19 protein-coding genes and 4 pseudogenes are annotated in these 20,673 nt (G+C 38.7%); 12 read left to right on the forward strand and 11 right to left on the reverse strand.

The window, feature by feature from the left end; genetic code table 11:
• The first annotated feature begins 1 nt into the window (after nucleotide 1).
• On the forward strand, nucleotides 2–289 hold the full coding sequence (locus WG932_RS17935) for an AlbA family DNA-binding domain-containing protein (protein ID WP_483084886.1): 288 nt from the start codon (nucleotides 2–4) through the stop codon (nucleotides 287–289).
• 120 nt (nucleotides 290–409) lie between these two features.
• Nucleotides 410–643, forward strand: coding sequence for a hypothetical protein (locus WG932_RS17940; RefSeq protein WP_483084887.1), 234 nt, complete (start codon nucleotides 410–412; stop codon nucleotides 641–643).
• Here WG932_RS17940 and WG932_RS17945 read toward each other — a convergent pair.
• Entirely contained in the window at nucleotides 627–1,022 is a 396-nt protein-coding gene (locus WG932_RS17945; protein ID WP_483084888.1) for a regulatory protein RecX, read from the reverse strand. The genes WG932_RS17940 and WG932_RS17945 overlap by 17 nt on opposite strands.
• Nucleotides 1,023–1,225: 203 nt before the next feature.
• Between WG932_RS17945 and tpiA the strand changes: the two genes are divergently transcribed.
• Both tpiA and prmA read left to right on the forward strand, forming a co-directional pair.
• Nucleotides 1,226–1,975, forward strand: a complete 750-nt coding sequence (gene tpiA, locus WG932_RS17950) for a triose-phosphate isomerase (protein ID WP_483088678.1) — start codon at nucleotides 1,226–1,228, stop codon at nucleotides 1,973–1,975.
• 85 nt (nucleotides 1,976–2,060) lie between these two features.
• The gene (prmA, locus tag WG932_RS17955) at nucleotides 2,061–2,894 is read left to right on the forward strand and encodes a 50S ribosomal protein L11 methyltransferase (protein WP_483084889.1); all 834 of its coding nucleotides are present in this window, start codon (nucleotides 2,061–2,063) and stop codon (nucleotides 2,892–2,894) included.
• Between the two features lie 217 nt (nucleotides 2,895–3,111).
• On the opposite strand, the gene WG932_RS17960 is transcribed toward prmA, so the two are convergent.
• A complete protein-coding gene (locus WG932_RS17960) occupies nucleotides 3,112–4,509 on the reverse strand; it encodes a DUF4270 family protein (protein ID WP_483084890.1) in 1,398 nt (465 codons plus the stop codon).
• Nucleotides 4,451–5,263 (reverse strand): glycogen/starch synthase, encoded by an 813-nt coding sequence (locus WG932_RS17965; protein WP_014019376.1) that lies wholly within the window; start codon nucleotides 5,261–5,263, stop codon nucleotides 4,451–4,453. The genes WG932_RS17960 and WG932_RS17965 overlap by 59 nt, the downstream gene beginning before the upstream one ends.
• A 127-nt stretch (nucleotides 5,264–5,390) precedes the next feature.
• Between WG932_RS17965 and panC the strand changes: the two are divergent.
• The 6 genes and pseudogenes from panC (at nucleotide 5,391) to WG932_RS17995 (ending at nucleotide 10,814) form a co-directional block, all read left to right on the forward strand.
• Nucleotides 5,391–6,247: pseudogene (panC, locus tag WG932_RS17970) on the forward strand (pantoate--beta-alanine ligase).
• 8 nt (nucleotides 6,248–6,255) lie between these two features.
• Complete coding sequence (gene panD / locus WG932_RS17975) at nucleotides 6,256–6,603, forward strand: aspartate 1-decarboxylase (protein WP_014019378.1); 348 nt, start codon at nucleotides 6,256–6,258, stop codon at nucleotides 6,601–6,603.
• Nucleotides 6,604–6,700: 97 nt separating this feature from the next.
• A complete protein-coding gene (locus WG932_RS17980) occupies nucleotides 6,701–7,588 on the forward strand; it encodes a lysylphosphatidylglycerol synthase transmembrane domain-containing protein (RefSeq protein WP_483084891.1) in 888 nt (295 codons plus the stop codon).
• A gap of 41 nt (nucleotides 7,589–7,629) precedes the next feature.
• A complete protein-coding gene (locus tag WG932_RS17985; RefSeq protein WP_014019380.1) occupies nucleotides 7,630–8,322 on the forward strand; it encodes a zinc metallopeptidase in 693 nt (230 codons plus the stop codon).
• Nucleotides 8,323–8,605: 283 nt separating this feature from the next.
• Nucleotides 8,606–9,743 (forward strand): annotated as a pseudogene (locus WG932_RS17990) (acyl-CoA dehydrogenase).
• Between the two features lie 141 nt (nucleotides 9,744–9,884).
• Nucleotides 9,885–10,814, forward strand: coding sequence for a helix-turn-helix domain-containing protein (locus WG932_RS17995; RefSeq protein WP_014019382.1), 930 nt, complete (start codon nucleotides 9,885–9,887; stop codon nucleotides 10,812–10,814).
• Here the strand turns inward: WG932_RS17995 and WG932_RS18000 are convergent.
• The 3 genes from WG932_RS18000 to WG932_RS18010 form a co-directional block, all read right to left on the reverse strand.
• The gene (locus WG932_RS18000) at nucleotides 10,797–11,582 is read right to left on the reverse strand and encodes a phosphoglycerol geranylgeranyltransferase (protein WP_014019383.1); all 786 of its coding nucleotides are present in this window, start codon (nucleotides 11,580–11,582) and stop codon (nucleotides 10,797–10,799) included. The genes WG932_RS17995 and WG932_RS18000 overlap by 18 nt on opposite strands.
• Before the next feature lie 75 nt (nucleotides 11,583–11,657).
• Complete coding sequence (locus WG932_RS18005) at nucleotides 11,658–11,888, reverse strand: hypothetical protein (protein WP_483084892.1); 231 nt, start codon at nucleotides 11,886–11,888, stop codon at nucleotides 11,658–11,660.
• On the reverse strand, nucleotides 11,885–12,229 hold the full coding sequence (locus WG932_RS18010) for a phage holin family protein (RefSeq protein WP_014019385.1): 345 nt from the start codon (nucleotides 12,227–12,229) through the stop codon (nucleotides 11,885–11,887). Before WG932_RS18010 ends, WG932_RS18005 begins: the two co-directional genes overlap by 4 nt.
• 270 nt (nucleotides 12,230–12,499) lie before the next feature.
• On the opposite strand from WG932_RS18010, the gene WG932_RS18015 reads away from it, so the two are divergent.
• Together WG932_RS18015 and crtD are read left to right on the forward strand one after the other, a co-directional pair.
• Nucleotides 12,500–13,159 carry a DsbA family oxidoreductase gene (locus WG932_RS18015; RefSeq protein WP_483084893.1) on the forward strand — a complete coding sequence of 220 codons (660 nt, stop codon included), beginning with the start codon at nucleotides 12,500–12,502 and terminating at the stop codon, nucleotides 13,157–13,159.
• A 149-nt stretch (nucleotides 13,160–13,308) separates the two neighbouring features.
• A pseudogene (crtD, locus tag WG932_RS18020) lies at nucleotides 13,309–14,779 on the forward strand (1-hydroxycarotenoid 3,4-desaturase CrtD).
• Here the strand turns inward: crtD and WG932_RS18025 are convergent.
• From WG932_RS18025 to WG932_RS18045, 5 genes and pseudogenes are all read right to left on the reverse strand, one after another.
• A complete protein-coding gene (locus tag WG932_RS18025) occupies nucleotides 14,776–15,444 on the reverse strand; it encodes a transglycosylase SLT domain-containing protein (RefSeq protein ID WP_483084894.1) in 669 nt (222 codons plus the stop codon). The pseudogene crtD and the gene WG932_RS18025 sit on opposite strands and share 4 nt — an antisense overlap.
• A complete protein-coding gene (locus WG932_RS18030; protein WP_483084895.1) occupies nucleotides 15,417–15,776 on the reverse strand; it encodes a hypothetical protein in 360 nt (119 codons plus the stop codon). Before WG932_RS18030 ends, WG932_RS18025 begins: the two co-directional genes overlap by 28 nt.
• Nucleotides 15,777–15,802: 26 nt before the next feature.
• Complete coding sequence (locus tag WG932_RS18035; RefSeq protein ID WP_483084896.1) at nucleotides 15,803–16,114, reverse strand: transporter substrate-binding domain-containing protein; 312 nt, start codon at nucleotides 16,112–16,114, stop codon at nucleotides 15,803–15,805.
• A 158-nt stretch (nucleotides 16,115–16,272) separates the two neighbouring features.
• Entirely contained in the window at nucleotides 16,273–17,604 is a 1,332-nt protein-coding gene (locus tag WG932_RS18040) for a TolC family protein (RefSeq protein ID WP_339678317.1), read from the reverse strand.
• A gap of 1 nt (nucleotide 17,605) precedes the next feature.
• Nucleotides 17,606–20,665 (reverse strand): annotated as a pseudogene (locus tag WG932_RS18045) (efflux RND transporter permease subunit).
• Nucleotides 20,666–20,673 lie beyond the last annotated feature (8 nt).

Genomic DNA, 20,673 nt, shown 5'->3' on the forward strand with positions numbered 1-20,673 from the left:
AATGACCACCATTCAGGACATCACGAGACTAGCTCAAAGAGGAGAAGGCCTGCATGTTGAATTTAAAAAGAAAGCGGCTCATCCTGAAAAAATCGTTAAAGAAATTATAGCGATGGCAAATACAGATGGAGGTCATCTATTACTTGGTGTTGATGATGATGGAACTGTAAGTGGTCAACGCCATATTGAGGAAGAGGTTTATGCAATGGACAAAGCGATCAAAGAATTGATACATCCTCCGATAAAACTAAACTGCACAGTAAAGGCACTCAACCAAAAAAGGGAGTAGCCATTTACAAAATAGAAAAAACACTTCTGCCCCTCATTATTTGCGTGAAGGAAAAAGAAAAAATCCTATGTCAGAGTAGCCGACAGAAGCATCCAAGCCAGCCGTGAAATGTGGGAAATAATGAAAAGGAAAAATAATTCGAACAATGTAATCTTCAAATACGGGAAAAAGGAAGAGCTGTTGATGAAAGCTTTGGCCAATCAACCATACATTACGTTAAAGGAGTTTATGAACATGGCTCGAATTCCTGTTTACATAGCCTCCAAAACACTGGTAAAACTAGTTATCGCCAATGTTTTGGAGGTCATACCACAAGAATCAGGGGACAGGTTTAAAACTAAAGCCCATCTTTAGTCTCCAACTGCTCCACCACTTCCCAGACTAGGTCTGATTCAAAGCCCCTAAATATCAGGAATCGCCCTACTTTGGATTTCTTTTTATACAAATCACTTTCATTGGTCAGTTTCCACTTCCTATCTGCCAAGTGTAACAAAGTATCATGGTATTCCTCGGGCTGCAATAAATCTAACCCTTCCTGAACCAATTGATCTGAGATCCCTCTCATTTTAAGTTCTTGCCGAATCCTTACTCTTCCCCAACGTTTCAAGTTAAACCTTCCTTTAACGAAACTACTCACAAAGCGCTTCTCATTGATGAAATCCTGCGCAATTAAATTTTGTAAGATTTTTTCTTTCTCACCTTCCTCTAAATCGATTTCATCCAGCTTGGTCACAACCTCAGAAATAGCTCGCTCCTGATAGGCGCAATAAGCAGCTATTTTTTTAAAGCTTTTGAATAGCTATTGTTCTTTTTTGAACCTGAAACCGAATTTCCTTTTTCTGGAACTGACATTTTACGTAATTTTAGCTTTTGGTATATTAACGGGATAATCCTGACCAAATATATAAATCTAAATAGAAATATCATGCGAAAAAAATTGTTGCAGGAAACTGGAAAATGAACTGCTTACTTGAAGAAGGTCAAAAACTTACTTCTGAAATAGTAAACATGATAAAAGACGAGCCAATTAAGGACGTTAAAGTAATATTAAATCCTCCTTTTGTACACCTACATGGCGTTAAAAAGCTTATCGCAGGAGTTGACAATATTGCCCTAGGTGCCCAAAATTGCTCAGACAAAGAGGCAGGTGCCTATACCGGAGAGACATCAGCAGCTATGTTGGCTTCATTTGGCGCTGAATATGTCATCATTGGCCACAGTGAAAGAAGGTCTATGTTTAATGAAAGCAATGAATTGTTGACAGAAAAAATCAAGCAAGCGCTTTCAAATGGCTTGACCCCAATTTTCTGCTGTGGTGAACCCTTGGAAATCAGAGAAGCAGATACTCATGAAGACTATGTAAAAGCACAGCTTACCGAAAGTTTATTTGGGTTTAGCGAAGAAGAAATAAAAAAATTAGTAATTGCATACGAACCTATTTGGGCCATTGGAACTGGTAAAACCGCTTCTTCGGAGCAGGCGCAAGACATGCATGCTGCTATTCGCAAGCACCTTTCATCCAAATATGGAGAAGCTGTAGCTGAAGAAATTTCTATTTTATACGGAGGAAGCTGCAAACCTAGCAATGCAAAGGAGATATTCTCTAAAGCAGATGTAGACGGAGGCTTAATAGGCGGTGCTTCATTAAAATCTCGAGATTTTGTTGATATTGCAAAATCCTTTTAAGTACCGATCTTTATAATAAAGAGAATTGCCCAGGCATTGACTTGCCGGGGCATTTTTATATATTTCAAATTAAATAACCCTAGCAATGGAATACCTGGAGTTTAAAATAAGTTGCAGAGAAGCCTATCGGGAAATCCTGATGGCAGAATTGGCAAATATAGGGTTTGATTCCTTTTTGGAAACGGATACTGGCTTCGACGCCTATATACCACAGGAAGATCAAGATGAAAAACTTTGGAATGAAGTCATTTCAAGGTACCAAGACGAAGCAGCGATTAAAATTGATGCAGGTATTCTTGCCAAAATCAATTGGAATGAGGCTTGGGAAAAGAATTATGACCCTATTTCCGTAGCAGATAAAGTTTATGTCAGGGCTACTTTCCATCCTTCTCAATCTAAAGATTACAAAAATGAAATTGTAATTAACCCTAAAATGTCCTTTGGCACGGGCCATCATTCCACCACTTATCTGATGCTCGAATGGCAAAATGAAATCTACCATACCGGCAAAGTGGTGATGGATGCCGGCTCAGGTACAGGGATTTTAGCAATCATGGCAATGAAGCTGGGGGCAGACCGTGTAACAGCCTTTGACATTGATGAATGGAGTGTGGAGAATGGAAAAGAAAACTTTGAGATCAATGGTTTCCATACCCTTGAAATGCAAACAGGAAACATCAGCTCTGTGATGACGGAAGAAGCCTATGACCTAATTCTTGCCAATATTAATAAAAATGTTCTCTTGGATGAAATGGAAACCTATGCCAAGAAGCTATTGAACGGAGGACAATTGCTTTTAAGTGGTTTTTATGAATCAGACATTGCCGATATCAGCAAAAAAGCAGAAAAATACGGGTTAACCCTTCAAGGGAAGAAGGTCCGCAACAAATGGACTTCACTGCTTTTCAGAAAAGAATGACCGAAAAGCTAAGGCAGCAAAAATTCCCACTAACTTTTTCACTTGACCAAATTTAACATTTTAGAAACTCAGATGGTAAAAAATTAGCTTTAAACTGCCCTAATATGAATTGATCACAACTCTAATAGGGCTGCCAATTTAAGCTAAAAACACTGATCCCCTTGCATTTATTTCCTATCGGGAAGTATTTGCAAGGGGATCAGAAAATAATACGTTATTATCTAATTTTAGAGTAATAAATCTTCATTTTTATTTGATCCTTATCTACGACGAATTCTTTTAACGATCGCTTGAAGGCATCAAAAGTCACCACGCCACTCTCAGTACTTGGTGTATTGGGGTACAAAAATAAATCTGTTTTAACCAGTCCTGATCGATACATGGCATCCACATATGAAGTTATCTGATTGGAATACACCCTAGTTTCAGTATTGAATGCCAAGCCATTCTGATTGGAAGTGATAGGCACAATATTTCCATCTTGATCTAAACCTGTTTGACTATTATTTTCTCCTTGAACAGCCACTTTGACCCCATCAAACCTTCTATAATACTCTCCCCCATCAGCAAAATACATAACAAGAGCACCGTAAGGATTCTTCCCTTCAGGGTATTCATCCACAGGCCCCACCTCAAGTAGTATTTGGTTGAAAGTTACATTTTCAAGGGTGTCCAAAAACTCATGCAAAGGACTCATATCAAGCTGGGTCATCATACCAAGACCTGCTTTCACACCAACTTTATCCCCGGCCACATCATAGACTACATTGGTTTCTGTGATCACCTCTGTAGGCGTGCCTTGGCGGTCGCTTATCACTTGATTAAAATGTCTGGACTGGATGGTATTGATAGGATAAGCTGTAGAAACCGTATCATCTTCATAATGGTAATACATAGTAATACCTGTTCCACTGCCAATCGCCATTGAAACGGATGTATTTTGATCAGGATTACCTTTGATAACTATTCCGGGAAAGTATTCCCTAAAAGCAAATATATTATCGAATACAGGGTCTTGAGAAGTAAGCTTTCCAAATAGCTCCGCAGCAAAGTCCTCATTGAGATCCATGCTTACCTGGTTGACCGTGTCCGGGGTTAAAAGGAAAGAACCTTCTGCCAAAGTTTCTTCCATATTAAAATCGAGAGAACTAAAACTGTAATAGGTAGTATCTTCGATTGCCTCCAAAAGTCTATGAACTTTAAACTCTTTTGCTTCATCAAAATCTTCACCTATAAGATCAACAATATTGAAGGCAAAAATGGCAGAATCAAATATGGCATTGTCTTCAGGCAAAACTCCATTGGGATTAAAAGATAACCTACTGTATCCAATGGATTCAGTGGTACCAAAAAGATCACTATGATCTCCTCCTACCACCAACCTACTCTGATTCGTTGTATTGAAAGAATCTTCCAACACCAAAAAAGAAGATAGGGGTATTTCTTCATAGAAAACCCCTATCTGGTTGGAGCCGGGATCCAGTACCAATCCAATTTCGGACGGGTCTGAACAAGCTCCTGCGAAAATAACAATTGAGCACAGGGCCCCGAGGAATTTACCCTGCAAGGTCTGTATAGATATTGTAATAGCTTTCAAAAAGCTCGTCTTGTTCATCACTATTAATTTCAAACTGTTTGTCTTTAGAAGATTCTTGAATCATGGCGGTCAGGCTCTCGGAAATATCCTCTCCTTTCACGACTACATCAGCATATTCCATTCCCAATTTCAAAAACCCTTCATAGTCTTTGGACTTCAATGGAGCCAGAAGCTGGTCGTCAATGTCCACCATTTTTATCTTTTCGAATAAATCGTCCCCAAATTTATGACTAAATCCGTTATTATAAATAGCATATACGGATTTTGTTTCTTTGAATAGCGGCTCATTCTTATAGGTAGTCTTCAGGTACAAAGGAATAAGGCTTGTCATCCAATCATTACAGTGAACTACATCCGGCGCCCAACCTAATTTTTTAACGGTCTCTAGCACTCCTTTGCAGAAGAAAATGGCTCTTTCGTCATTGTCTTCATAAAATTTATCCTGTTTGTCAAAGAAAACGCTTTTTCTCTGAAAATAGTCTTCATTGTCAATAAAATAAACCTGCAATTTGGCATTGGGAATTGAAGCAACTTTAATTATCAAGGGTTTCTCTTCCTCGCCTACTGATATATTAATACCTGAAAGTCTCACAACCTCATGCAACCTATTCTTTCTCTCATTAATCAATCCAAATCTTGGGACCAAAATTCGGATTTCCATTCCTTTTTCTTGCATTGCTTGGGGCAATGCTCTTACAAAATTAGCGACCTCGGAAGTTTGAAGAAATGGATTAATTTCGCTTGCTACGTAAAGGATACGAAGTTTAGACATATCGTGTGTGTTTTATTAAGGGATATAACGGGACTACAAATTTACAAAAAAATCGCCAATTCCCATTGTTTTTATTCAGAATAATATACTTTTGCACCTATTTTCCTATTCCACTTCAAAACGAGCTTTGGAAATACTAAAAACGATATCTTCTGTAAAACAGCATTTAAGGACCTTAAAACCTCAAAACAAGTCCATAGGATTGGTGCCAACTATGGGGGCATTGCACCAAGGACATTTAGAATTGATCCGGCAGTCGAAAAAACAAACGGACATTACATTTGTGTCCATTTTTGTCAATCCCATACAGTTTAACAATCCGGAAGACCTTCAAAAATACCCAAGGACTTTAGCTTCCGATTTAGAGATATTAGCCAAAGAAGGTGTTGATATGGTATTCACTCCTTCTGAAAGCGAAATGTATCCTGAAGCGGTAATGATGGAATTTGATTTTGGTTCTATGGAACAAGTGTTAGAAGGCCGCTTTCGCCCGGGACATTTCAATGGAGTGGCTATAGTAGTTTCTAAATTGTTCCATATTTTGGAGCCGGACATTTCTTTTTCGGGCAAAAAGACATTCAGCAAGTCGCTGTTATTCAAAGAATGGTAAACGACCTTTCTTACCCCATAAAAATCGAAGTAGTCCCTACCATGAGAGAGGCTGATGGCCTGGCCATGTCTTCTAGAAACCAACGACTAAGTAAAGACGGAAGGATTCTTGCTCCCATACTCTATAAGACTTTATCCAAATGTAAAGATGAACTTTTAAGGGGTGAGGAATGGTTTAACATAAAAAATAAGGTCATTCCGGAAATGCTTGAACCACTTAAAATAAAACCAGAGTATTTGGAACTCGTAGAATTAGGTAGTTTTACTTCTGTCAATAATCTAACACCCGAAAAGCCATACGCTATTTGTATAGCGGCACACATTGAAGAGGTACGATTAATAGACAACATTATTATCCGTACTGACCATATATAACTAATGACATGCAAATTCAGTTATTAAAATCTAAAATCCACAGGGTAAAAATCACCCAAGCAGAGCTTCATTATGTTGGATCTATTACCATTGATGAAGCATTGATGGAAGCAGCTAATATTATCGAAAACGAAAAAGTTCAAATTGTAAATATCAACAATGGCGAACGTTTGGAGACCTATGTTATCAAGGGTGAGCGAGATTCGGGACAAATTTGTCTAAACGGGCCTGCCGCAAGGAAAGCCCAGGTAGGGGATGTTATCATCATTATCTCCTATGCTAGCATGGATTTTGAAGAAGCGAAAAAATATAAACCAACCATTGTTTTCCCGGATGACCAAAACAAATTGATTTGAGCAATAAGTTAAAAAACGGTTTACGTGTAACCGTTTCTTTGGTGGTTGCCCTTTTGATTTTCTATTATCTTTATAAGGATATAGAAAGCGAAGTTTTTTGGAAGCCCTCAAGGGTACCAACACTTTTTTGTTTGCCACTGCAATGTCTATCGGGTTAATTGGCTTCTGGCTGAGGGCATGGAGGTGGAAAAGATTAATTGCCACCAACGAGACTATTACCTTGAAAACTAGCCCAATTTTTTGGTCATTGATGTTTGGCAATGTGGTCAACTTAATCTTCCCAAGAGCGGGAGAAGTCGCCAGATGTGGCGCTGTAAGAAAAACCTACCCCATAGAGTTTGGCAAAATTTTCGGCACAGTTGTCTTGGAAAGAACAATAGACATGCTCTTTATGCTATTGATGATGGCTCTGGCATTTATCTTTGAAGGCAGAATATTTTTAGAAATTCTGAATAACTTAGTTTCTATTGCTTCCATCAAAAACTTTATTTCAGACTATATCATTTTGGCCATCCTTCTGCTAATTGGCGCAATGGTTTTTGTCATTTTCATTTATTTACAGTTTAAAAAAACTGCCTTTATAGGTAAACTCCTTCAATTTGTCAGACAATTTGTCAGTGGCCTCCAAACCTTATTTCAAATGGAAAACAAAGCCGCGTTTTGGTTGGCTACCTTCCTAATTTGGATCATTTACTTTTTGATGATGTATTGGATGGCTTTATCCATACCTTCAACAAGCTCTTTATCAGCAACTTCTGTATTGATGGTATTGGTTATGGGAAGCATAGGTATGATTGCTCCGGTTCAAGGAGGAATAGGAACCTTTCATGCATTGGTAGCTTTCATCTTGTTATTTTATGGCATCCCTGAAGCTCAGGGCAAGGTATTTGCAATGCTGGCTCATACCTCTCAGATGATTATCGTTTTAATTTTCGGGGGAATTAGTTTTCTTTACCTTTTTAGAAAAAAGCAAGAAACATTATAAAAGTAAAATCGTATTAGAAGGAAAATAAGCAATATAAAAAAATGGGAATCATATTAATAGTAGTTGTTTTTGCAATTCTTGGTTATGTGGTCAGTAACAAACTGAAGAATAAGTTCAAGAAATACTCACAGGTTTCTTTGAAGGCAAATCTTTCCGGTAAAGAAATTGCAGAATTGATGTTGGCAGATCACAATATCCACAACGTCACTGTAAATTGTGTGGAAGGTCAACTTTCCGACCATTATAACCCAATGAACAAAACCGTGAACTTAAGCACGGATGTTTATTATGGAAGAAATGCTGCCGCAACAGCCGTAGCTGCACACGAATGTGGTCACGCTGTTCAGCATGCCAATTCTTATGCATGGCTAAAGCTCAGGTCAGCCTTAGTGCCCATCCAAAATATCAGCGGTAAAATATTAAACGTAGTTTTGATCGCCTCGCTTTTTGGTGGAATAGCTCTGTTTGGCTTACCTTATGAGGCAGTGGGTGTTGTTGTAGTGGGCGCATACAGTATGCTTACATTATTTAGTGTGATCACTTTACCTGTTGAATTTGACGCAAGTAACCGAGCGCTGGCTTGGGTAAAGCAACGTAATATTGTGACACCTGAAGAGTATGGAATGTCTAAAGATGCATTGAAATGGGCTGCAATGACTTATGTAGTTGCTGCTTTAGCTTCTATGGCTACTTTAGCCTACTATATGTTTATCTTTTTTGGAAATAGAGATTAACGAACTAAAATATATTTAATTTTTTTAAGGGGCAGCGTTGCCCCTTTTTTATTTTTGAGTATAACTAATTAGGGGAAACCGGTTTGTGAATATTTATCCGTAAAAAAGTAGAATTACTACTCCAAAGGTTAACTATTCCTTTTGGGATGTCATTATCAAAACACTTACCAACGTTCTTCTGAAAACAGATCTCAAATTATTGGAAGTCAGGAAAAAGGCATTAAATTAACCTACGAGATTTTTCTTTTAATGAATGGGTTTGTAACTACAAAAATTCAGGATTATGGATTTCAAACTAAACGAAGAACAGGAGGCCATCAAAGAAGCTGCTTCAGCTTTTGCTAAAACAGAACTTTTACCGGAAGTCATTGAAAGAGATATCAAATGTGAATTTCCAAAGGATCTGATAAAAAAGATGGCAGAAATGGGATTTATGGGCATGATGGTTCCCACTGCTTATGGAGGTGGTGGAATGGACACCCTATCCTATGTTATAGCTTTAGAAGAAATTGCCAAAATAGATGCTTCTGCAGCTGTAATCATGTCTGTCAATAATTCCCTTGTTTGTTGGGGTTTGGAAAGGTACGGAACAGAAGTGCAAAAAAGAAATATTTAACACCCTTAGCTTCCGGAAAATCCTTAGGAGCTTTTGCTTTGTCAGAGCCGGAAGCAGGATCAGATGCTACCTCACAGAAAACCACAGCTGTCGACAAAGGTGATCATTATTTGTTGAATGGAACAAAAAACTGGATCACCAATGGCTATTCCGCTGATTATTATTTGGTCATTGCACAGACCAACAAGGAAAAAAGACACCATGGAATTTCTGTATTTATTGTTGAGAGGAATTGGGAAGGTTTTGAAGTAGGTAAAAAAGAAGACAAATTAGGAATAAGGGCTTCAGACACCTGTTCATTAATGTTTACTGACGTAAAGGTACCCAAGGAAAATCGCATTGGTGAGGAGGGCTTTGGATTTAAATTTGCCATGGAGACATTAAATGGTGGTAGAATTGGTATTGCTGCACAGGCACTTGGCATAGCAGCCGGCGCTTTAGAATTATCTGTAAAATATGCTTTGGAAAGAAAAACCTTTGGCAAAACGATCAGTGAGCATCAAGCCATACAGTTCAAATTGGCAGATATGGACACTGAAATTGAAGCCGCTCGTTTGCTTTGTTACAAGGCAGCCTTAAAAAAGACAATAATGAAGATTATGTAAGGGCAAGTGCAATTGCCAAATTGTACTCTTCGAAGGTGGCTATGGAAACCAGTATTGAAGCCGTCCAAATTCATGGAGGCTATGGTTATGTACGTGAATACCATGTTGAACGAATGATGAGGGACGCAAAAATAACTCAAATCTATGAAGGCACTTCCGAAATTCAGAAAATAATCATATCCAGAAAGCTTTTAAGCTAATTGTAATAGTAGTAGAGAATTAAAAATATATAGTAATTTTCAAATCGGAATTTAGTTTATTCTAATTTTTTATTGGAAATTGTCATAATAAATCAGAAAAAAAATATACTTTTACAAAAAATAACTCTAAATGCACTAATCATGGAATATTACAATAAGGTGATCGAGTCGGTCGGAGTAAGGTACGTGAAGGGCAATAACTTCAAAATTGAACGACCTGTAACCATCACCGATTATACGGATTCTGAAAACACGGCCATCCTTCTTCACAGGGGCTCGCTGAATTATGGTGAAGACCAAGAATCTGTAAACGAAGGGGAAATTCTTTTTATTCCAGCAAGCAGGCCTACAAGGGTATCTTTTGGCACCGTTACCAAGCGTAACGAAACCAACAATGAAAACTTTTTGGAAAACAAGAAGAAATACCTTCAGACCATAAGCTTCAAAAACATAAAAAACCTAGATGATGACTGCATCACCACAGTCACTTTTGAAGCTAAAGTCTTCGATGTTGTAAATTTCTTTAACTCTCTGGGAATTCCCGCATTTGTAATAAGGTTCAATGACCGAATTGCTTCAATAATTGAAGATGTAGTAAAGGAATCTGAACAAAATACACCCGGCAAAGAAAGAGTAATAAAGCTATATACTGAACTACTTGTGGTAGAATTGGTTCGCCATATTCTTAAAAACAGGTTATTTGTGGAAGAGTTATCTACTAACAGTACCTATTTTAAAGATCCACGATTGATCGATATGTTCAATTATATCAAAAAGAATATAGGTGGTGACCTTTCCAACAAAGTATTGGCTAAGGTGGCCAATGTATCCGAAGATTATGTTGGTCAATATTTTAAAATGCTAACAGGAATTAATCCTCAGGATTATATCGAGTACCAAAGAATGGAAGCAGCGGTAGAATTATTGCGCACAACCAAGAAGAGCATTCGAGACATCGGAAAAGAAGTAGGCTACAAAGATACCGCATACTTCTGTAGAAGATTTAAAATGATGTATGGTCTTCCCGCCGGAAAAATGAGACGTAGAGAGTCATTAATTAACGTTCAGTGACGAATTATAAATTTTGGCATAATGCAAAACCTCAGTGATCAAGCTGGGGTTTTTTTCTGCCCCATTCCCAATAACCAATATATCTGCCCCCGCAGCCCAAGCTGCTTTGGCTTCTTTAAGAGATCGAATACCTCCTCCTACCAACAAGGGACATTTTACTTGTTCACTTACTGCCTTTATCATCTTTTTTGAAACAGGTGTTTTGGCACCGGAACCCGCATCAAGATAAAACATAGGCAAACCTAAGTACTTGCCTGCCAAAGCTGTGGCGACTGCTATATCCGGCTTATTGTGTGGGATTGGAATCGTTTGACTTATATATTCCACACTGGTCCCCACGCCTCCATTTACCAACATGTATCCAACGGGCAACACCTCCAGGTTACTTTTCGCTAAGGTAGGGGCAGCCAAGACATGCTGTCCAATCAATAAATCTGGGTTTCTACCCGAAATCAAAGAAAGAAACAAAATGGCATCTGCTTCTCCGGAAATCTGCATGACGCTTCCCGGAAACAATACAATGGGAACATTTCCTTGGGTCACTTCCTTAAGTCTGCGTAAGCACTGATCCAGTCGCTTGGCTGCAACTAAACTTCCTCCAACAAAAAAATAGTCGATCCTAAGACCGTGGGAAAGTTGTTTCAATAAATCCAAAGACGGTTGTTTGTCAAGCTTTTCCGGATCTATAAGCAGTGCTAAGCTCTTCTCTCCTTTTTTCTTCTTTTCTTTAAGGAGTTCTCGCAGTGCATTAATTCGATTCTCCTTCATCTCCTACCTTGGCCATAACTACCTCCATTAACTTTGCTTTCCCTATTCCTACTAAGATCCAAAACAACCTACTTCTCAAGTTACCGAAAAAACTATAAGGCTTTTTTCCCTGCTTTTTCTTTTTGGCCACCTTTTTTTACCCTTACCGCCAAGTCGGTTTACGGCATAAACCGCCAATACGCCACCTAAAATTGCCAAGCCACCTACTTTTAAATAATCTTGTGAATCTTGTTTGAAAAGCTGAAGTTGCTTCTCTAAAGTCTGCTCTAATTCTTCCGACTGTTTTAACAATTCCTCTTTCATCATTCTCCTTTTCTACCTTTAAATAAGAAAACATACCTGTAGAGAGAATTTTTGAGTATTCTCTGAAAGCCCCCTGCATTTCTCAAAAGATACAATAACAAAAATATAAAAGTATAAATCCCCGTTAACATTAAAAAGCCAATGGAACTGCTACCATATAACTCACTGAAATAAAAAGCCAGTGCAATACTTCCAAAAAGTAAAATAAAAGAAGCAGATATAATCATTAAAACTATGGCCGCCACTCTAGCCACAATAGAACTAATCTGGTCGGTTATTTCAGCTTTAATGATGTTTACCCTTACTTCTATTAATTTTTTTATCGTTGTAATGATCTCATTCATACAAACATAGGGGTTGAATTAACAATTTATTAAATGCGATAGTCAAGTTACTATATTTTATAGCAAAAACCTTGCAGAAAATTCCGCTTCTTTAAGAAAGCCGAACAAACCTAGGATTGTTTGGCAACCACAAAGAAAATCAAATCCCTTGAAACAAAAATTGACAAACTCCAGAACCGAAGCCAATCTTGAAGTGTTGTAGTGAAATTACAGCATTCTCAAAAATCAAAAATTTGGGATATCGAAAAAAACACTACCATGCATAAGAAAATGAAAGTTGAAATCTGGAGTGATGTGGTTTGTCCATTTTGCTATATCGGTAAGCGTAGATTTGAAAAAGCTTTGAATGACTTCCACCAAAAAGATCAAATTGAGGTAATTTACCGTAGTTTTCAGTTAAACCCGGACATACAAACTGACACCAATAAATCGGTGGAACAATATCTTTCAGAAAGTAAAGGCGTTACTCTAAATAAAGCCACTGAGATGACGCAATACGTCACCGAACAGGCAGCTTCAGAAGGACTTGGTTTCCATATGGAAAATGCTGTGGTTGCAAATACCTTCAGGAGCCACAGAATTTTACAACTAGCCTTATCGCAAGGAAGGCAACAAGCAATGAAAGAACGCTTGCTTAAAGCCTACTTTATAGAAGGCAAGAACATAGATGATATTGACATTCTAACAGACTTATCACATGAAATAGGTCTTTTATATGTAGAAGATACTCTTCAGAATGACAACTTTTCGAACGAAGTAAAAAGGGACATTCTAGAATCTAAGCAACTTGGTATCCAAGGGGTGCCATTTTTTGTATTCAACCGTAAATACGGAATTAGTGGCGCTCAAGACACCAAGGTTTTTGCTGAAGCAATCAATCAATCCTTTAATGAATGGCAGGAAGCAGAATTCCAAACAGAGGATAATTGATAAACCCTGAGCATTGCGTATTACCTGCTACTGGTTGCTCGCCATCAAGTAGCCTTTTTGTTAACAAAGCCTGCTTATAATAGTTACCAATGAATAAATTGATATTTAGAAACCAAAAGATCCACATCAATACAGTGGCAATCATTTAAATGAATGGGAAAAAAGTAATAATAATAGGGGCCGGTATAGCAGGCTTGGCAGCTTCGATTCGATTATCGATTAAAGGGTTTCAAGTAGATGTATTTGAAGCAAACTCCTATCCCGGTGGAAAATTGACCGAAATTATTATGGACGGTTATCGATTTGATGCTGGCCCTTCTCTATTTACTTTACCTGAGCAAATAGATGAATTATTTGCATTAGCAGGCTTAAAAACCGAAGACTTCTTTCGATATAAGAGGCTCGAGGTTAATTGCAATTATTTTTGGGAAGACGGTGCAAGGTTAAGTGCTTACTCTGATTTGGATAAATTCACTAAAGAGGTAGCGTATCAATTCGGGGAGCAACCGGAAAACATCAAAAAAGCACTTGATAAATCAGCCTATATTTACAAGTACCTCGCCCCTTTGTTTATGCATAGGTCTTTACACAAGTGGAGTACTTGGCTAAATAAAAAAGCCATGGCTTCCTATTTTAGGATAGGTAAATTTGGTCTTTTTCACACCATGAATCAAGCCAATCAACGACAGTTTAAACATCCAAAACTGGCTCAACTATTTAATAGGTATGCCACCTACAACGGGTCGAACCCTTACCAAACTCCAGCTACTCTAAATATTATTCCCCACCTGGAATTTAATAAAGGGGCTTATTTTCCCACCGAAGGCATGCATTCGATAACTTCCAGCCTTTACACACTTGCCAAACAATTGGGCGTAAACTTTCACTTTAATAAGGCCGTGGATAAAATCTTAGTCAAAGATAAAGTAGCCATTGGAATGCAAGCAGGAGGCAAATCTTATGATGGCGATTATATCCTTAACAACATGGATATGGTTACGGCCTATAAAACCCTACTTAAAGAGGAAAAACAACCCACACGCTTATTAAAACAACCCAAATCCAGCTCTGCTTTGATTTTTTACTGGGGTGTTAAAAGGTTTTTCCTGAACTCGATTTACACAACATTCTTTTCAGTAAGGATTATGCAAAGGAATTTAAAGCTATTTTTAAAGATAAGGACATCGATGATGATCCTACAGTGTATATTAATATCACCTCAGTGCAAAAAGCAAATGATGCGCCTGAAGGTGCCATGAACTGGTTCACGATGATCAATGTACCTAACGACCAAGGTCAGGATTGGGAATACTTAAAAGCCAAAGCTCGAAAAGCTATCATTAGAAAAATAAATACCACCTTACATACGGATATTGAGCCATTGATTGAAGTGGAACAAATCTTAGACCCTATTGGTATAGCTACTAAAACTTCATCAGCGAATGGTGCCTTGTACGGAAACAGTTCAAACAACCGTTATGCTGCATTTTTAAGACACCCTAATTATACTCAAAAATTAAGAATTTGTATTTTTGTGGGGGGAGTGTGCATCCCGGAGGTGGCATCCCATTGTGTTTATTGTCTGCAAAAATCGTAGCAGACATGATTCCGAAACCTTAAGAAGCTACCAAAACCTTATAGGACTCATATAGTCCATAGACCTCTCGCACATAGCGAACCGTCACATGGCCTTTGGCATACCCACTTTTTACCCACGGATCTCGATACACTTCAGGTTTGGACTTTCTCTCAAGGTAATAGGCCACATTCTTCCACCTTTTGTTGTCTTTCCCATATTTATAGGCCAAGCGCCAAGCGTCTTGATCATGACCATGCCCCACATTGTAGGAAGCCAAAATAAATTTTATTCTTTCATTGTTATCAGGCACTCGGTCAAGCCAAAATCCGTCCAAGTATTTGAGATAATTCACCCCTCCTCTTAAACTTTCATTGGGATTGTTTGGGTCATTTACCCCAAAGCGCTGCAAGGTAACAGGCATCAACTGTAGCAAACCTACTGCTCCTGCATAGGAGACAGCGGAATGGTTAAAGCGACTTTCTTTATACACTAAGGCAGCCAATAACCTCCAGTCCCAGCCCAGGTTATCGGCACCTTTTTTTATAATTTCATCGTAAGCAGAAATCCTATCACCTGAAACTGAAGAAAAAGCTGAAGAGGACCTGTGATAACTGTTTTTCTTATTAAGAAAATACTTGTGATACAATATGGCTTTGTAGCCTGTTCGATCTATTCTCTCTATCCACTCATTGATCTTGGCTTCCAACTGGGGGCATTTTTTCTGATGGCCCAAGCTACAGGGTTAGGTTGACTCACCGTAAGGCTTACATCTAACAGGTCATTGTAGGTTGCGTTAACCAAAGCGATATCATTGTCCACTACCGTATAGTCAATCTTTTCTTCAATTACCTGGTTGATCAAGTCTTCCAAACTTGTATTCTTTTCTTCGATAGCCAAGGAAAGTGAGAGAGAATCGCTAAGTACAGAAAGCCTTTCTTTATAAATCGTTCCTTTTTTTATATAAACCTTTTTATTAGAAAGTTGGGTTAGGCTATCCACATGGGATTGATCCTTACGCTGGACCACCACCGTTTTCATGCTATTAAGAGGTGCCGTAAAATTGGCTAACTTTTTCGCTCTTCGTTCACTTCAAAGTTTATGGCAACAATATCTGCTTTCCCCTTATTCAGGAGGCGAAATCCATCTTCTAGGTCATGCTTAACAATTAACCTTAGACTCACTCCCAATTGATTGGCCAAATTCCGCAGCAACTCAAATTCATAGCCCATAGTCCGACCCCTATAGATATAATAGCTGGTAGAAGAGTTATCTACAACTGCCCTAATAAAACCTCTTTTTTTAATGGCATCAAAATCTAACACAGCAGGGTTTTCCCAATATTCCGGCACTTTTTTTCTTCTACATTTGGCTTGCAAGAAGTCAATTCGAAGGCTATAATAAGCAAGAAAACGCTAGAAATGCTGATTTTTGACATAGAGTGGGCACTCTAATCGTGCTTTGGTGTTTTCAATTATAGGCTTTTATCCTTAATATACCAAAATTAGCCCCGCAAAATATAAAAGGCGAAGCACTATTATTGTGAATTCTCTCCCAAATTGGCGAAATAAATATTTCCGGAAAGCCGCATAAGTTCTATTTCATTTTCTTTAATGGTGTATAGCGACTCTATCAATCTGCTCTCAGCTTGCAGTCTACTCACTTGGGCATCCCTAAACTCAAGATAATTTGTGATTCCCAAGCGAAACCTATCTAATGTAATGTCAGAACTTTCCACAGCCACCTCGTAATTCAATTTTTCTATCTCCAAAAGCCGCTTGCTGTTTTGATAGGTATTGAAGGTTCTTTGTAAATCAGACAGCATTTGATTTTCATATTGCTCGATCAAGTGCTTCTGATTGTTGATTTGAATTTTAGCTGCCTGAATGCGCTTGTTTAGGGCCAATCCGCTGAATAAGTTTAAGCTTATGGTTGCTCCCAAATTAATTCCTTGTTGCTGATTACTTAGCAAAAATCCAGCATCTGAATTTAAAGTATTGTCTATATAAGACCCGTTCAAAGTTATGGTCGGCAGCCTTTGTGCCCTCAGCTCTTTTAATTGGAGATAGGCGACATTCTCCATTCTTTGAGTAGCCAAGAAACCCTTATTTTGATCAAAAGCGCTTTCTTTCAATTCTTCAAGCGAAAAGGAATCTTCTATAGTAATGGTATCATTTACCACGAAGTCTTTATCCGGCCCTATTGCTAGTAATTCATTCAAATTAACCCTTGAGTTTTGGATCACTTGTTCTTGGGCTACTAGAGCTGTAAGGTCCGCATTGTAATCTACCTGAGCCGCTAAAAAATCTCTTTTAGATGCCCTTCCCAATTCATATTGAGCTTTGGCAATCTCCAGTCTTTCATCAGACAATTTTAAAGTGTGGCTAAGCACCTCGTACCGTTGCAGCTCAAGCACCAACCTATAATAAGCCGTGGCAATAGCGGCTACCGTATTTTCTATAACTACCTTGGCTTCGAGCTCAGAAACTTCTTTCAGTTTTCCTAATCGCTGCAAGGCAACCACTGCATCAGCCCTAAAACCATAAATGGCTACTAAACTATAATTATTGTTTCTGGTTTGCGCATTGGGGATGATTCTTGGGTTTTCCGGATCACTAACGAAGGCTTGCTCCGTATCTTCCTTCCTATATATTCGCGTATTGTTTAAGTCGAGTACAGGCATCAGCAGACTTCCGGCTTGCTTTTTCTCATTTTCTGCCAACAAAACCTGATTGGTAGCAATCTTAACATCAAAGTTATTTTCTAATCCAATCTCAACTGCCTTTTCAAAAGTTAAAGGTTCACCTTCCTGCCCATACAATGTACAGGAAAAGGCCACCATCATTCCTAGCAATATTATTTTCTTCATATTAAACTCTTGCTAATCTTCCTTTTTTAGATGTCAAATAAGTATATATACCCGGAATAATAAATAAAGTAAGCAGTGTAGCCAGTAACATCCCACCTACTACTGCCACTCCCATAGGTACCCTTCCTTCTGAACCCGCTCCCAAAGCCAATGCAATTGGAAGTATACCTAATATTGTGGAGAGACTAGTCATTAAAATGGGGCGGAACCTTGCAGCCGCTGCTCCTTCAATGGCCTCTGATATAGGGATCCCTTGAGCTTTACGTTGATTGGCGAACTCCACAATCAAAATCCCATTCTTGGTCACAAGGCCTATGAGCATGATTATTCCAATTTGACTAAAAACATTAAGGGTAAAATCGAATAACCACAATGAAAATAAAGCACCAAAGATTGCCAGTGGAACAGTAAACATAATTGTCAATGGATCCATAAAACTTTCAAATTGTGCAGATAAAACGAGGTAGATCAATATTAAAGCAAACACAAAGGCAAACACCAAACTACTAGAACTGTCTCTATATTCCTTGGATAGACCGGCCACATCGGTGGTATAGGTTTCATCAAGTACTTCAGCAGCAATCTTGTCCATTTCCTCAAGCCCAGAACCTACCGTTTCTCCCGGAGCAAGGCCTGCCTGCACCGTGGCACTTACAAACCTATTGTAACGGTAAAGTTGTGGGGAGTACTTCTTTCATTGATCTTGACCAAATTATCCATTTGAATCAATTCTCCATCATCACTTCTGACATAGAGCATCCTGAGGTTTATAGGTTCGTTCCTATCCTCCAACTGCATTTCTCCAACTACCTGATATTGCTTACCATTCATGATAAAGTAATCAAATCGTTGACCGGAATAACTCAACTGGAGTGTCCGCGCAATTTCTTGCACCGAAACTCCTATATTTCTGGCTTTTTCCCTATCGATCTCTACTTCTATTTCAGGCTTGGTAAATTTCAAATTCACGTCAGGAAAAGTAAAAACAGGGCTTTGGCTTACTTTATCCATAAAAACCGGGATAATTTCTTTCAACTTCTCCAATGTCTGGGCTTGAATAACATATTGAATGGGTAATCCCGCCCTCCTGTCTCCAATGGAAGGCTCCTGCGCCCCAAAAGCCCTAACGGCTGTTTTATTCTTTAAATAAACGGCAACCTCATCAAAAATTTCTTGCTGACTTCTTTCCCTTGTTGCTGCATCATTTAACACCAGCCTTATAAATCCTGAATTAGTACTGGCTGAACTAAAACCGGGAGAAGTAACCGAAATTAATCCTGCCCTTTCTTCTTCAGGAATCATCTCAGACAATTCCACGGTCATTTCATCAATAATTCGGTCCATATAGCTAAAAGTAGCCCCCTCAGGTCCGGCCATATTTATTCTTATTTGTCCCCTGTCCTCTAAAGGGGCAAGCTCGGAAGGGATATTGTTAAATAGATAATAGGTTCCAAGCCCCATAACCCCTACCAATACAAAGGACATCCACTTTATCTTCATAAATGAGGATAGGGCTTGCACATAAACCTTATTTAACCAAAGAAAGAAAGGCTCTGTTTTGTTATACAACCAATTTTGTTTCTTCCTCCTCTTCAGTAGTTTGGAACTGAGCATTGGTGTCATGGTGAGGGCCACAAAAGAAGAAATGATCACCGCACCGGCCACTACCACACCAAACTCTCTAAACAACCTACCGGTGGTTCCTGTAAGAAATATCACCGGTAAAAAAACTGCTGCCAAGGCCACAGTGGTGGCTATCACCGCAAAGAATATTTCCTCCGCTCCCTGCTCTGCTGCATTTTCCGGATTTTCTCCGTTTTCTATTTTAGTATAAATATTTTCTAACACCACGATGGCATCATCTACCACCAGGCCTATCGATAAAACGATGCCCAACAGGGTTAATACATTGATAGAAAACCCTGCCATATACATGATAAAAAATACACCAATTAAACTAATGGGGATGGTGAGTACGGGAATAAAGGTCGTACGCCAATCTCTTAGGAAAAGAAAGATGATAAGTACCACTAGTAAGAAGGCTACAAATATCGTCTGTTGCACTTCACTAATGGAATTCCGAATGAATTTAGTAGTATCAAAACCTATACCCAGCTGAATATCCTCTGGCAGATCTTTCTTAATGAATTCCAGTCTTCGGTAAAACTCATCTATAATTTCAATACTGTTGGAACCGGGCAAAGGAACCAAGGCCACTCCCACCATAGGCACCCCATCTCTTTTGAGTACTGTCCTTTCATTCAAAGGAGCTACCTCAGCATTTCCTATGTCTTGAAAGCGCACGACATTATTAGATTCCTCTTTGATGATGAGCCGGTTAAATTCTTCTGAAGTACTCATTCTACTTCGTGTTCGAACTGAAAGCTCTATGGATTCCCCTTCAATTTTACCGGTAGGAAGTTCCACATTTTCACTTTGTACTTTGTTCAATACATCTGTGGGTGTAATGCCATAGGAAGCCATTCTCAAGGGGTCCATTCGCAGACGCATGGCATACTCCTTTTCCCCCAAATTCTTATTTCACTGACACCATTGATTGTTTGAAGCCTTTCTTTGAAAATATTTGTAGCGATATCGGACAATTCCAATAAACTACGTTGATCACTTTGTACATTTAAAAATACGATAGGCTGTGTATCTGCATCTTGCTTGGAAACGATAGGTGGATCAGTATCGGGAGGAAGGTTTCTTTGGGCCCTAGACACTTTATCTCTTACATCGTTGGCTGCAGCCTCCATGTCTGCTCCAATTTCAAATTCCACTGTAATGCTACTGTTCCCATCGTTACTGATGGAAGACAAGGATTTTATTCCGGAAATGCCATTAATGGCTTCCTCAAGAGGTTCTGTAATCTGTGCCTCAATCACATCCGCATTGGCCCCCACATAAGTGGTCCTCACATTTACCACAGGTGGATCCACACTAGGAAATTCTCGGATTCCTAAAAGGAAATGCCAATGATTCCAAAAATTAAAATAGTGAGCGACATCACTATGGACAATACGGGTCTTCGAATACTGATCGTAGATAAACTTGACATAATATTCT

The sequence above is a fragment of the Cyclobacterium sp. SOCE241 genome (genome assembly GCF_056867545.1).